General features: G+C 63.5%; 14 protein-coding genes. 6 read left to right on the top strand and 8 right to left on the bottom strand.

The window, feature by feature from the left end:
• The first annotated feature begins 49 nt into the window (after positions 1 to 49).
• Positions 50 to 301, top strand: coding sequence for a hypothetical protein (locus ABI546_RS15255; RefSeq protein ID WP_348047745.1), 252 nt, complete (start codon positions 50 to 52; stop codon positions 299 to 301).
• A 21-nt stretch (positions 302 to 322) separates the two neighbouring features.
• On the opposite strand, the gene ABI546_RS15250 is transcribed toward ABI546_RS15255, so the two are convergent.
• Positions 323 to 775, bottom strand: coding sequence for a hypothetical protein (locus ABI546_RS15250; RefSeq protein ID WP_348047743.1), 453 nt, complete (start codon positions 773 to 775; stop codon positions 323 to 325).
• 159 nt (positions 776 to 934) lie between these two features.
• Between ABI546_RS15250 and ABI546_RS15245 the strand changes: the two genes are divergently transcribed.
• Positions 935 to 1504 (top strand): DUF1439 domain-containing protein, encoded by a 570-nt coding sequence (locus ABI546_RS15245; RefSeq protein WP_348047741.1) that lies wholly within the window; start codon positions 935 to 937, stop codon positions 1502 to 1504.
• A gap of 19 nt (positions 1505 to 1523) precedes the next feature.
• Here ABI546_RS15245 and ABI546_RS15240 read toward each other — a convergent pair whose 3' ends face one another.
• The 4 genes from ABI546_RS15240 to ABI546_RS15225 all read right to left on the bottom strand — a co-directional run bounded on the left by ABI546_RS15240 (position 1524) and on the right by ABI546_RS15225 (position 4299).
• Positions 1524 to 2408 carry an NmrA family NAD(P)-binding protein gene (locus ABI546_RS15240; RefSeq protein ID WP_348047739.1) on the bottom strand — a complete coding sequence of 295 codons (885 nt, stop codon included), beginning with the start codon at positions 2406 to 2408 and terminating at the stop codon, positions 1524 to 1526.
• A gap of 219 nt (positions 2409 to 2627) precedes the next feature.
• Positions 2628 to 3122, bottom strand: a complete 495-nt coding sequence (locus tag ABI546_RS15235; RefSeq protein ID WP_348047737.1) for a hypothetical protein — start codon at positions 3120 to 3122, stop codon at positions 2628 to 2630.
• 247 nt (positions 3123 to 3369) lie between these two features.
• A complete protein-coding gene (locus ABI546_RS15230; protein ID WP_348047735.1) occupies positions 3370 to 3570 on the bottom strand; it encodes a hypothetical protein in 201 nt (66 codons plus the stop codon).
• A gap of 78 nt (positions 3571 to 3648) precedes the next feature.
• Entirely contained in the window at positions 3649 to 4299 is a 651-nt protein-coding gene (locus tag ABI546_RS15225; RefSeq protein ID WP_348047733.1) for a DUF4410 domain-containing protein, read from the bottom strand.
• 120 nt (positions 4300 to 4419) lie between these two features.
• Between ABI546_RS15225 and ABI546_RS15220 the strand changes: the two genes are divergently transcribed.
• Complete coding sequence (locus ABI546_RS15220; protein ID WP_348047731.1) at positions 4420 to 5598, top strand: FAD-binding oxidoreductase; 1179 nt, start codon at positions 4420 to 4422, stop codon at positions 5596 to 5598.
• Positions 5599 to 5640: 42 nt separating this feature from the next.
• Here the strand turns inward: ABI546_RS15220 and ABI546_RS15215 are convergent, their stop codons facing one another.
• Complete coding sequence (locus ABI546_RS15215; protein WP_348047729.1) at positions 5641 to 6651, bottom strand: aldo/keto reductase; 1011 nt, start codon at positions 6649 to 6651, stop codon at positions 5641 to 5643.
• 171 nt (positions 6652 to 6822) lie between these two features.
• On the opposite strand from ABI546_RS15215, the gene ABI546_RS15210 reads away from it, so the two are divergent.
• Both ABI546_RS15210 and ABI546_RS15205 read left to right on the top strand, forming a co-directional pair.
• Positions 6823 to 7752, top strand: coding sequence for a LysR family transcriptional regulator (locus ABI546_RS15210; RefSeq protein ID WP_348047727.1), 930 nt, complete (start codon positions 6823 to 6825; stop codon positions 7750 to 7752).
• A 167-nt stretch (positions 7753 to 7919) separates the two neighbouring features.
• Complete coding sequence (locus ABI546_RS15205) at positions 7920 to 8846, top strand: hypothetical protein (RefSeq protein ID WP_348047726.1); 927 nt, start codon at positions 7920 to 7922, stop codon at positions 8844 to 8846.
• Between the two features lie 94 nt (positions 8847 to 8940).
• On the opposite strand, the gene ABI546_RS15200 is transcribed toward ABI546_RS15205, so the two are convergent.
• Positions 8941 to 9489, bottom strand: a complete 549-nt coding sequence (locus tag ABI546_RS15200) for a carboxymuconolactone decarboxylase family protein (protein ID WP_348047724.1) — start codon at positions 9487 to 9489, stop codon at positions 8941 to 8943.
• A gap of 168 nt (positions 9490 to 9657) precedes the next feature.
• On the opposite strand from ABI546_RS15200, the gene ABI546_RS15195 reads away from it, so the two are divergent.
• Positions 9658 to 10524: an AraC family transcriptional regulator gene (locus ABI546_RS15195; protein WP_348047722.1), complete on the top strand. Its 867-nt coding sequence runs from the start codon at positions 9658 to 9660 to the stop codon at positions 10522 to 10524.
• A gap of 33 nt (positions 10525 to 10557) precedes the next feature.
• On the opposite strand, the gene ABI546_RS15190 is transcribed toward ABI546_RS15195, so the two are convergent.
• A complete protein-coding gene (locus ABI546_RS15190) occupies positions 10558 to 13029 on the bottom strand; it encodes a glucose/quinate/shikimate family membrane-bound PQQ-dependent dehydrogenase (protein WP_348047720.1) in 2472 nt (823 codons plus the stop codon).
• Positions 13030 to 13221: the final 192 nt, after the last annotated feature.

Raw genomic sequence — 13221 nt, 5'->3', positions numbered from 1 at the left:
GACAATTACGCCCACCCACCCAGCAGTAAGCCCCCTCAAAAGCATCACCATGACCCAAGACCCCAACCGCGCCACCGAACTCAAAAAGATGGAGCTTTGCGACTCCTGCGCCGGCATTCAGCGCAACTGGCGCAAAGCCCCGGGGCACCCCGAGCTGGTGCAGGGCGACCCCCGCCATGAAACGCGCCGTCACGGGCTCATCACCATCACCCGCTACAAATGCGACCGCTGCGGCACGGCCTGGGAATATGAGAATGACAAGACCAACCAGAAGGCGGGCTGGTCGGTGGTGGGGCGCTGAACCTAGACAATTTGCCTGCGCCTACCGGTCTGCACTGCCCGGCTTCTCGCGCTTGATGATGGCATCGCATTCAGTGCGAAGTTGCTGCAACTTGCTTTTCTCAACATGAAACACCTGGTCGTCGAGCTTGCTGACGGCTTTCATGCCGGAAAGCCCGGCCACATAAGACGCTTTTTCAAGCGCATTTTTGCAGGGGCGAAATTTGTCCCACGGGTCGGGCCCATTGGCCACCGCGGGCCACTGCTTGCGCTGACCGTCCAGCGCGGCCTGGGTCAATCTCAGTCGCTGGGCGTACTTCATGGCTTGCGGCTCCATGGCCCCAATCGCGTATTCGTTGAGAACGCCCTGCGACTGAACGGCCAGGGCCAGCGCATCACGCTCGCCCTTTGCCGTGGGCGTGGCAGGTTGCGCGCAAAGCAGTGGGGAGGCCGACAGCAGCAAGAGGGCGGCGAGCAGGATGGTGAACATTCGCATGGCACCGACCATACAGGAGTCAGGGCCATACGCTGTTGTTGGCAGCAACCCATCCCCATCCGTGGAATGCTGACCACGATGCGGGCCATTGCATGACACGTGCGGCGCAAACTGAAACGCAATATGCAGGTAAAGCCTCAAATGTCTGAAAGGACAAGAATGAAACGACGACTGCTGCTTGCCACCTCTACACGTTTTGCCCTGGGCGGGGCCGCGTACCTGGCGCTGTTTGGCGCGCACGCCCAGCCCAGCTACACGGTGACCACAGCGCAATTGCAAGAGGCAATTGCCAAGCGTTTTCCCATGCGCAAGCGCGCCAACGGCCTGGTTGATCTGCAGGTTGAAGTGCCGCAACTGCGCATGCTGTCCGAGAAAAACCGCCTGGGTGCCACGATGGCAGTGGAAGCCGCAGGCCCCGCACTGGGACGCGCCTACCCCGGCACCTTTGACCTGGACTTTGCGCTGCGCTATGAACCCAGCGACATGACCGTGCGTGCGCACGCACTGCGCGTGAACACGCTGCAGTTTGACGGCCTGGCGCCGCAAGCGTCGATGCTGCTGTCAGGCTACGGCCCGCAGCTGGCAGAGCAGGCACTGCAGGGCGCGGTGCTGCACACCTTCAAGCCGCAAGAGCTGGCGCTGCCCGACAGCATGGGCGTGCAGCCGGGCAGCATCACCGTGACGGAACGCGGGCTGGTGATCGGGTTTATCAACAAGCCAGTGAGCTAGCGCAGCTAGCGCCGGGCAGCTACGCGTCTTTTCGGCCGGCCAGCGCCTGCACATGGGCGCGCAGTGTGGTGTGGCCGCGCACCGGTGCGTCGGGCACGGTGTAATGCTTGTCGAGCGTGATGGCGGTCATGGCGGCATAGGACCTGGCGGCCGCCGGCGAAAAGCCGATGGCTTGATAGCCTTCCTCCCATTTGTCGCGCGGGGTAACGCGCACCGACACCGGTTTGCCCAAGGCATCCGAGAAGGCCGCAGCCACATCTGCGGCGCTGTAGAGCTCAGGGCCCTCCACGTAATACACACCTGTTTTGCCCGCGGGCTGGGTCATCAGCCGTGCGGCGAATTCGCCCAGATCTTGCGGCGCCACCATGGGCAGTTTGAAGTCAGCGGGGTACATGGAGTCGACCACGCCTTCTTTTTGCGCCGTGCCCAAGGCCGCGTCCCAGTTGCTCATGTAATAGGCCGCGCGTATGACGCTGAAGGGCACGGGCTGGGTCTCCAGGGCTTTTTCAAGGTCGTACAGAATGCCCAGGTCACCGGCGCGGTCGACGGGCTGTGCGCCATAGGTGGACTCGGCCACGATCTTCTGCAGCCGCGTGCCGTCAAGTGCTTCGACGATGGACTTTGCGGTGAGGCTCTCTTCGGCATCGGTGTCGGTAGCGGGTGCGGCGGGCGGGTTCAGCAGAAAAAGACGCGTGCCCTGCTGAAGCACCTTACGCAACGCCACTACATCGCGGACATCTGCCAGGGCCACCTTGGCGCCCTGCGGCACCGTGGTGCGCGCGGTGCCGGTTTGGCGCGCTTTTTGAGGGTCGTGGGTGACGATGGTGACCGGCTCGCCCGCATCGATGAGGCGCTTGGCCAGCGCGGAACCCACGTGTCCTGTTCCGCCAAGAATGATGTGCATGGAAATCTCCTGTTGTCAAAACTCCATGCTCGTGACGGAGGTGTTGCCCGGGTGACGGCCACAGTAGCCTTGGAAGGTGGGAATACGCTGACAAGCGCCGTTCCGGCCCGCACAAATCACCAACACTGCAGACACAAAAAAAGACAGGCAGGGCCTGTCTTTTTGGGGGAGTAAGGGTGTCAGCTGACCTGCGGGCCAGCCTCCTTCATCTATCGCAATTTACTTGGTGCCTGCGGCTTTGACGTCAGCCTTGGTTTCGGCTTTCACGGCGTTGGTGTCGACGGTGGCGTTGGCCTTGTCGGCAGCAGCCTTGGCCTTCACGGTGTCAACCTTGGCGTTGGCGTCGATGGCGACACCGGCTGCCTTGGCATCTGCCTTGGTGGTGGCTTTTTCAGCTTTGGCGGTGGCCTTGGCTTTGTCTTCAGGGTCAGCCTTTTCAACCTTGGCTTCTGCCTTGGCGGCGGCCTTGTCGGCCTTGGCGTCAGCCTTGCGGGTCTTTTTAGCGGCTTTCGCTTCTGCCTTTTCCACCTTTGCGTCGGCCTTGGCATTTACCTTGGCTTCGCTCTTCAGGGCGCCGGTCACAGCCTTGTCAGCCTTGGCTTCCGCTTTGCTGGCGGGAACGACGCCGGTGGCGGGTTCGGCAGGTGCAGGTGCCTGTGCAGAAGCCACACCGACGAACAGGGTGGCAATAAGGGTAGCGAGCAATTTGTTCATGAGAGTCCTTTGAAAAGAATGGATGGATGAGGAAATTGTTGTTATCACGAAGCACCTGTTCAACGGCCTTGGGTTTGGGGGTGTTGACCCGGTATACATACCGTTGCACACCACACCAGCGCCTTACATTGTTTGTCGCTGTGCGGCGACAAATCTGCACGTGCTATTTCTTTCAACCACTTTTTAATTTTTCAAAAGACTCCCCGAGAGGTGCTGCTCCGGGTAGAACGACGACGGGCAAGCACTGCTACTCGTCGAGGAAATCACCCCGGTAAAAGCTCCAGGCCGTTCCGTCATGAAGATAGAAGTGTCCATCCGCGCAAAAGTCTTTGCCCGGGAAGAATTCGCGATACGCCTTGGGCACGAGCCGAACCAGCTGCTCGTCGGAGAGCTCGTCGAACTGCTCAGGCGTAATGGGTTTACCGACTCTGGGTTTGGGAGATTCCATAGGAGGTGGTTTGAGTGGAGAAAAATGAAACACGCTAAGCCTGCCGCTACACCTTGCCCCCACCGATGTTAAGGCGCACTACTTCGCGGGTGCCGTTGAGATCACTTCTTTGACAATCACTTCTGAGACCGTTCGAACCTGCTTGGGGGTGACGGCTGAGAATATCCCCTCCCAGGCGCTTGAGGAGGTATTGAATTTCTTGGAGCCGAAAGGCTTTTTCGAAGGAAGATCGATGTACTCGGCGTCAACGTCCATGTACGCGTTTCCGACCATCACGCCCAACAAGTACCGCTTGGCTGTTGACACATATTTGAAGTCGTTAACAGTTAACCGGATAAGGATTGATGCGTTCGCAGGGATTGTGTTTTCATTCTCGACAAAAACGAAGGGCACCTTCGCGGTTTCAGCGGACGCTGCCAAGTACTCTTGCCAATCATCCAGGAGCGACTGCCAGTCGGTGTTGCTTCGGGCGGCCTGATTGCCGGTGACGACCGCGACAAGCGCCCCGGAGGGTGCTTGCGCTCGAGGTGTCGCAACCGTCGAGGACGCCGTCGGCGACTGGGTGACAGTCGCAGCACAACCCGCGAGACAAGCGATAGCAAGGCAGAGGATGAGGCGCTGGATAAAGTGGTGCATGTGAGAGTAAGAGTTGCCGGCGAGTTGATAAACGTACGCGATCATATTGGATGAACGCACCGACACAACAAGCCGCCAAATCACCGGCGCCATGCGACCCCCTCGCGCTGTCAATGGTCAATGCGACCGAACAGCAAAGCAAGCGTGGGGCCTGATGGTGATGCAGCGCACCGGCCGGAAGGTGGATGTGCTGCCCCATGTAGGATGAGCAGCATGACTCCGAAAGCATCTTCACAACAAATCGTCATCGTCGGCGGCGGCGTGATCGGCAGCGCCATTGCCTACTTTCTCGCATCGCATCCGCGCTTTGGCGGCAGCATCACCGTCATCGAACGTGACCCGACCTACACGCAAGCTTCTTCAGCGCTGTCGGCCAGCTCGATTCGCCAGCAGTTTTCGCAGCCGGTGAACATTGCGGTGTCGCAGTTCGGCATTGAGTTTTTGCGCAACATTCATCAGCACCTGGCTGTTGACGGCGATTTACCCGACATCGGCCTGACGGAGCGCGGCTACCTGTACCTGGCAACTGAAGCCGGTGCGGCCACCTTGCAAGAGAACCACGCCACGCAGCGCGCGCAGGGTGTCGACGTGGCACTGCTGACACCTGCGCAGTTGCAACAGCGCTTTCCGTGGCTGCAGGTAGACGACCTCGCGCTCGCCTCGCTGGGTCTCACGGGTGAAGGCTGGTTTGATGGCTACGGCTTGCTGATGGCTTTCAAGCAAAAGGCGCGCAACCTGGGTGTGCAGTACGTGAAGGCCGAGGCGACCGGCTTTGTGCACAGCGCGGGCCGCGTGCAGGCGGTGGCACTGCAGGGCGGCGGGCAGCTGCCCTGCGACTGGGCCGTGAATGCGGCAGGTGCCTGGGCACGGCCGCTGCTGGCGGGCACCGGGCTTGACTTGCCGGTATATGGCCGCAGGCGCTGCGTGTATGCGTTTGCCAGCCCCGCCAAGACGCCCGACTGCCCACTGGTGATTGACCCGAGCGGCTTATGGTTTCGGCCCGAGGGCGACATCTGGATTTGCGGGCTGCCGCCGGCGCAAGACGACAACGACGCGCCGCTCGACGTTGACTACGAACTCTTTGACCAGGCCTGGCTGACGCTGGCAAACCGCGTGCAGGGCTTTGAAGCGGTGCGCATGCAGCGCGCCTGGGCCGGCTATTACGAATACAACACGCACGACCACAACGCACTGCTGGGGCCGCACCCGCAGCTGCCCAACCTGCTGCTGGCCAACGGCTTCAGCGGCCACGGCCTGCAGCAGTCACCTGCCGTGGGGCGCGGCCTGGTCGAGTGGATGGTGGACGGCGCCTACACCAGCCTGGACTTGTCGCCGCTGGCAGCCGCGCGGCTGGTGGAAGGCCGCGTCTTGCTTGAAAAGAACGTGATCTAGGGCGCTTGCGGCTCGCCTCTTCTTGCTTCTTCTTTCTTGCTCTTACTTCTCGCTGTCCAGGTGTCCCATCTGGTGAGCGTCATAACGCGTGCCGGCCACCGCATCGGCTGGCAACGCGGCTTCGATGCGCTGAAGGTCTTCACTGCCGAGTTGCAGCTTGAGTGCGCCCAGCGATTCGTCCAGCTGCTTTAACGTGCGCGAGCCAACCAGCGCCACCATGTCCACGCCCAGCGCCTTGCCGCGTGCGAGCACCCAGGCAATCGCCACCTGTGACGCGGTAGCGCCCAGGCCGCCGGCCAGCTGCTGCAGCACGTCCACAAGCTGCTGGTTCTTCACCGCGTTGTCACCGGTAAAGCGCGGCAGATGCGCGCGAAAATCACCCGGGCCCGTGGGCCTGGAGCCCGACAACAACCCGCGCGACAGCACGCCGTAGGCCGTCACGCCGATGCCGAGTTGCTTGAGCACCGGAAAGATCTCGGTCTCGGGCCCGCGGCTGATGAGCGAATACTCGATCTGCAGGTCACTGATGGGGTGCACGGCGTGCGCCTTCTTGATGGTCTCGACACCGACTTCACTGAGGCCGATGTGGCGCACGAAGCCGGCTTTGACCATGTCGGCCATGGCGCCTATCGTGTCTTCGATCGGCACGTTCGGATCAAGCCGTGCGATGCGGTAGATGTCGATGTGGTCGGTGCCCAAGCGCTGCAGGGTGTAGGCCAGAAAGTTTTTGACCGCAGCGGGCCGCCCGTCGATGCCGGTCCAGCCGGCGCTGGGGTCGCGCAGCGCGCCGAACTTGACGGAGATGAGCGCTTCATCGCGGCGGCCTTTGAGCGCGCGGCCTATCAGCATCTCGTTGTGGCCCATGCCGTAGAAGTCGCCGGTGTCGATCAGGTTTACGCCGGCGTCGAGCGCGGCGTGAATGGTGGCGATGCTTTGCGCTTCGTCATTGGCGCCGTACATGCCGGACATACCCATGGCGCCCAGGCTGATGGCCGAGACAGATTGCGGGCCGCGAAAGCCCAAACGGGTGGAAGAGAGGATTTTGGTGGTCATGGGGAGCCTTTCGGTGAACTCAGGATCAATGCAGAAGTGAGCCGCTGGGGAAAACGGGTGGCGAGCGTTTGCGAGCCAGTAGAAGGACTGTATTGGTTTGTATTAAAAGAATAAACTGCCGTGTTTAGAAATGACTGTTATCTATTTAAAGAACAAAAAGGGTGAAAGCAGATGAGCGTCGACCGCTACCGAGCGATGGAAGTGTTTAACCGGGTGGTGGAGCTGGGCAGCTTTACCGCCGCCGCCACGGCGCTGCACATGCCCAAGGCGAGGGTGACCACGCTGGTGCAGGAGCTTGAAGCGCACCTGGGCGTGCGCCTGCTCAACCGCACCACGCGCCGGCTGAACCTGACAGACGACGGCACGCTGTACCACCAGCGCGCGCAGGCCATGGTGCAGGACATGGGCGAACTGGAAAGCACACTGCGCCGCGCCGTGGCCACACCGGCCGGGCGGCTGCGCGTAGATGTGCCGGCCGCCGTGGGGCGGCATGTGATATCGCCGGCGCTGCCGCAATTTTTTAAACGCTACCCCGACATGGTGCTGGAACTGGGCAGCAGCGACAGGCCGGTTGACCTGGTGGCCGAGGGCGTGGACTGCGTGATACGCGGCGGCCTGCTGCACGACGAAACCCTGGTGGCGCGGCCGCTGGGCCGGCTCAGGGTTGTGACCTGCGCCGCGCCCGCTTACCTCGCGCAATACGGCACACCCATCACGCTGGAAGACCTGGAGCAACACCGCTTCGTGAACTTTCATTCGGCCAAGACGGGGAAGATATTTCCGTTTGAATTTTCAAAAGGCGATGAGGCGCGGCAAATTCACCGCCCGCACTGGGTGACCTGCAACGACGCCGACAGCTACATAGGCGCGGTGGTGGCCGGCCTGGGCCTGGCGCAGTCGCCGCTGACCCAGCGCACCTGCGCGCTGCTGAAAAGCGGGGCGCTGGTACGCGTGCTGCCCGACTGGCAACCTGAAGACCTGCCCATGGTGGTGATGTACCCGCGCAACCGGCACCTCACGGCCAAGGTGCGGGCCTTTGCCGACTGGGTGGCCGAGGTGTTTAAGGCGGAGTTTGAAGCAGGGGCGGCGTGGTATCCGTGACGCACGGCACATCGCGCTTGCTATCTTTTCAGGAGCTGCTTGCGCACGGTTTGATTGGGCCGGGGGGCTATTTCACTCGCAAATGCTTACAAGGCCAACGCGTCAGGCCCGGCCAGGCGCGTGCCGCGGCCCTATAGTTCACCCTCTTTTTCACCCTGGAACGCCCTGTGCCCAAGCCCCCTTTCACACGCCTGCCCAAGCTGGCGCTGCTGCTCACGGCCCTGCTGCCGCTGGCACAGGCTGTTGCCCTGACCCCTGCCGAAACTGCGTATGTGGGCGGCTACACCAACGGCTCGGTCGACACCCGCACACAGCTGATGCTGCTGGACGACAACACCTTTTGCCTGTCTTTCATGGGCGGCTCACTCGACATGCTGCTGGGCGGCCGCTGGAAGGCGGAGCCGGGCGCGGACGCGGGCGTGCGGCTGCAGCAAGTGCGGCAAGAGATCGCGCTGTTTCCTGCGTTTGCCCGCCCCGCGGCGGATCAGGGCCAGAACGTGGTGTTCGACTTTCATGGCCACACGCTTGCCAAGGCGCGCGCGCCGGTGTTTGCGGTGTCGGCCGACGAGTCGCTGCCCGCCACGCTGCAGCCGCTGTTTACCAAAGGCAAAAATGAATGGAGCGGAAGCTACAAGCTGCCGCCCATGGCTGCGGCATCTGCGCGCTACTTTTTTATGGGCGACGTGGAAGTAGATGCCCATGGCGAGCCACAGCGCATCAAGGTCACGCAATACAAAATCGGCGATGGCAAAGCAATACGTGTGGGGTTTAACCAAAACCAGGCGCGGCCGCTGCTGGATGTGGCGGCGCTACTGAAAGACGACGTGCTGCAAGTGGACGGCCGGCGCTTTGGCACGCGCAAAGAGCTGCCTCAAGACGTGCAGGAAAAGATACGCAAGTTCTGCATCCGGCCAGCGTTGGGGCAAGATGCACAGCGGCCGGTGGAAAGCGAAGGCAGCAACGCGCAAGAGGCAGCGCCGGCCCAAAAAGGGACGGCCGCAAGGCAACGCGAAACGCTGGTGCCCGTGAAAACCTTTTACCGGGACCTCGCCGCCAGCCAGGGCCAGCCGCTATTTCCCGACGAGACCCCGTAAGCCCATTTGATTGCGCTTTGAGGGCAGCGCAGCCTGCATTGTGCTGGCCGCGCGTCCGGCGGAAAACGAAGTCTCGCCAACAGGCGGCGCAGTATCAGGCCGCGGCGCGGCTCAGCTTGACCGGCGCGAAGTCGACCGGCACCGCAAACGCCACGTTGACGTAATTGGTGAAAAGATTGAGCGCCACATGCGCGAGGATCTCCACAATCTGCTCATCGCTAAAGCCCGCCTGGCGGACGGCTTGCACGTCGGCTTCAGACACGTTGCCGCGCTCATTGACCAGCTTGAGCGAAAACGCCAGCGCCGCTGCTGTGGCCGGGTCTGCAGATTCACCGCGTTGCGCGGCGGCCATGCCCTCGGCACTGACGCCGGCCTTGCGGCCCAGCGCGGTGTGGGCCGCAAGGCAGTATTCGCACGCATTGCGATCGGCAACCGCCACGGCAATCTGTTCGCCCAGTTGGGCGTTGATCACGCCACCGCCCAAGGCGCCAAACGAGCCCCACATGCTTTTGAGCGCGGCGGGTGAGTTGGCGACCGCCTTGAACATGTTGGGCGTGGCGCCAAAAGCCTGGGTCACCTGGTCAAGTAGGACCTTACGGTCGGCGGATGCGGTGGCAGGAGTGATGAGTGGAATGCGTGACATGGTGGAGTCCTTGGGTTGAAAAGTCGAGTTGGAGGTAAAACATTCGCGCGACGATGGCTTTGTGGTCCTTCGCTGCACAGAAGCAGTTTGCGGCGACAATCAGGACTTATTGGATTAATTCGTCCAGCAAAGCATCCTTATCGTCCAAACCCAACCCATCTACATCGCATGACCGCCCCCATGACCGAAGGACTCGACCGGCTTTCCGCCCTGATGGACCGCTTTCGCGTGCGGGCCCATATGTTTCACAACGGGCCGCTGTGTGGCGTCACGCATTTCACGCCCGAGGCCGGGCTGGGTTTTTTGCACGTGATGCGGCGGGGAACCATGGTGGTGACGCACCGCGCCGGAACAGGTGCGCCAAAGCGGGTGAAGGTGAACGAACCGAGTCTGGTGTTTTACCCGCGCCCCCTGGCGCACGACTTTCACAACGCACCGGTGGAAGGCGCCGACTTCACTTGCGCGACGCTGGCATTTGACGGCGGCGCCAACCACCCGCTGGCGCGCGCTCTGCCGGCGCTGGTGGTGTTGCCGCTCTCACGCGTGCAGGGTCTGGAGCACACGCTGGCACTGCTGTTTGCCGAGACTGAACAGGTACGCTGCGGCCAAAGGCTGCTGGCCGACAGGCTGTTTGAGGTGTTGCTGCTGCAACTGCTGCGCTGGCTGCTGGACCACCCTGAGGCCGGCGGTGTGCCCGAGGGCCTGCTGGCCGGCCTGGGCGAACCGCGGCTGGCGCGCGCCCTGGTGGCGGTGCATGAAAGCCCGGGTGAAGCCTGGAGCCTGGAGCGACTGGCGCAATCGGCCGGCATGTCACGCAGCGCTTTTGCGGTGCTGTTCAAGCAGAAGGTCGGGCAAACACCTGCGGACTACCTGGCGACGTGGCGGCTGGCGATTGCGCAGAGCGAGCTGCGCAGCGGCCAGTCTCTCAAGGCCATCGCCTCGCAGCTCGGTTATGCGAACGCGTCGGCACTGTCGCGCCTTTTTGTGCAAAAGACAGGGGTGTCGCCGCGTGAATGGGCCAAAGCGGCGGCATAGCGCGGGACGCACCCTGCCGGCATGCAGGTCGGGCTAGGGAGTAGCACGGGGCGCGGTGGCCGGCGGCAACGCGTAGGCCCGCACATAGTCACCCGCTTTGGTACCGAGCGACCCATGGCCGCCGGCCACCACCAGCACATATTGCCGGCCGTCGGCGCCGGTGTAGGTCATGGGTGTGGCCTGGCCGCCGGCAGGCAAACGGCTCTTCCAGATCTCTTTGCCCGTGTCGACCTCGTAGGCCCGCAGGTAGTAGTCCAGCGTGCCCGACAGAAAGGCCACGCCACCGGCGGTAGTCACCGGCCCGCCGAGGTTGGGCACGCCCATGCGGAAAGGCAAGGGCAGCGGCGCGAGGTCCCGCACGGTGCCGTTTTTATGTTGCCATGCGATGTTGCCGGTGGTGAGATCAGCACCCGCCACATACCCCCAGGGCGGCGCCTGGCAGGGTATGCCCAGCGGTGACACAAACGCGCTGAGCTTGACGGCAAACGGCGCGCCGAAGTTTTCATTAAGCGACGGCAAGCTGCCTTCGGGCCTTTCCTTGCCTTGCACCAAGAGGCTGGTGGCATCAGGCCGCGGCACGAGCTTGGAGACAAAGGCCAGGTAGGTCGGCGTGGTGAACACCATCTGCCGCACCGGGTCGACGGCCACACCGCCCCAGTTGAAGACACCGAAGTTGCCGGGATACACCAGCGTGCCCTGCGTGGACGGCGGGGTGAAGCGGCCCTCGTAGCGCAGGCGGTGAAAGGCGATACGGCAATACAGCTGGTCGAACATGGTGGCGCCCCACATGTCGCGGCCGGTCAGCGGCGGCGGGTTGAAGGACAGCGCCGACTTGGGCTGGGTGGGCGCGCTGTTGTCGCCCTGCGCGGCACCCTGTGGCGCGGGAAGTTCCGTCACCGGCAGCAGCGGCGTGCCGGTGCGGCGGTCCAGCACAAAGATCTCGCCCTGCTTGGTGGGCTGCACGAGCGCGGGCACCCGGTTGCCGTTGATGGTGAGGTCCAGCAGGCTCGGTTGGGCGGGCACGTCGTAGTCCCAGAGGTCGTGGTGCACGGTCTGGAAATTCCAGCGCACCTTGCCGGTGGCCAGGTCCAGCGCGACGACGGAGGACGAATAGGTTTCCACCGCGGGGCTGCGGTTGCCGCCCCATTGGTCGGGCGGCTGGTTGCCCAGGGGCACGTAGACCATGCCCAGCGCTTCATCGACGCTGGAAATCGACCAGCTGTTGGGCGAGTTGGCCGTGTAGCTGGCGCCGGGCGGGAGCGGCACGCTGCTGTCGGGCCGGCCGGAATCCCAGGCCCATACCAGCGCGCCGGTGTTGATGTCGAAGGCGCGGATGACGCCGGACTGCTCTTTGGTGGAGACGTTGTCGAGCACGGTGCCGCCGACGATGATGAGCCGCGACGTCACCACCACGGGCGAGGTCGAGTAGTAGGCGCCGGGCTTGAGGTTGGGCATATTGGCCCAGAGGTCTATCTCACCCTTGCCGCCGAAAGCAGTACAGGGCTTGCCGGTCTCGGGGCTGAGCGCGATCACGCGGCCGTCGGCCGTGGGCATGAAGAGCTTGGCCGGGCAGGTGCCGTCGGCGCTGGGCGCGGGCGGCGGTGTGGTGGCCGGCGGCTGGTAGGACAAGCCGCGGCAAGTCAGGTGCTGCAGTGCGAGCTGGCTTTTGATTTCGGGGTTGTAGCGCCAGATTTCGGCGCCGGTGGTGGCGTCGAGCGCGATCACCGACTGGTGCGGCGTGCAGAAGAACAGGCGTGTGCCGATTTTGAGCGGCGTCACCTCGAAGGTGGTTTCCTGCGGGTCGCCGGGGCGGCCGCGAACATCGCCGGTGCGGTACTCCCAGGCCATCTCCAGGCTCTTGACGTTGCCGGGCGTGATTTGCGCCAGCGGCGAATAGCGCTGGCCCTGGCCGGTGCGGCCGTAGGCGTGCCATTCACCCGGCGGCACACCGTCACCCGGTGCCATGGGAGCGGCGCCCATGGGTGCCAGGGGCTGCAGGCCTACAAGGCGGTTGTCGTCGTGAAAGCCGGCGACGACCGCCGCGATGAGGAACGCGCCGAGCACCGTGCCCAGTGCCCAGCGGCCGCCGCGCGCGCCCATCAAGCCCTCATGCCCCGGAGAGTCTATGGGCCAGGTGCGGGCGATCCAGGGCGTCATCAGGAACAGCCCGAGGATAAACACCACGCCGCCGCGCGCGGCCAGCGGCCACCAGTCCAGCCCGGCTTCCCATAGCGCCCAGGCCAGCGTGCCGCCAACCAGCAACGCAAAGGCCCACAGCCCGGCCGGGCTGCGGCGCGCCAGCAGCACGCCCGCCAGCACAAAGCCCAGGCCCGCGAGCAGGTAGTAGGAGGAGCCACCCAGCACCACCAGCCAGAACCCGGCGAGCAAAAGGGGCACCCCAAGCACGAGCAAGACCAGGCCGGTGAACCAGGCGGGGCGGCGCTTGAGGGGGTTGACAGGGTTGGGAGGGGGCGGGACGGGAGGGGCGGTGTTGTAAGACGGCATTTTTGTTCTTTGACCGGCGCGCGTCAGCCACCAGACATCGCACCTGAGAGGAAGGGTTGAAAGAAACCGCAGCGACTGAACGGCCAATCTAGTCCGCGTGCGCCGCGCCGGACGTCAGCCTGGGACTGAGAACGCTGTAGGAAGGCTGGGGCGGCTGGCGCTGGCCGCGGAGAACTGAGCCGCGGCCGCTTG

The organism is Polaromonas sp. (genome assembly GCF_039932935.1).
In the GTDB taxonomy this organism is placed as follows: domain Bacteria; phylum Pseudomonadota; class Gammaproteobacteria; order Burkholderiales; family Burkholderiaceae_C; genus Polaromonas.
Note: the sequence above shows the minus strand (reverse complement) of the source record. Positions and strands in the feature narration are given on the sequence as shown.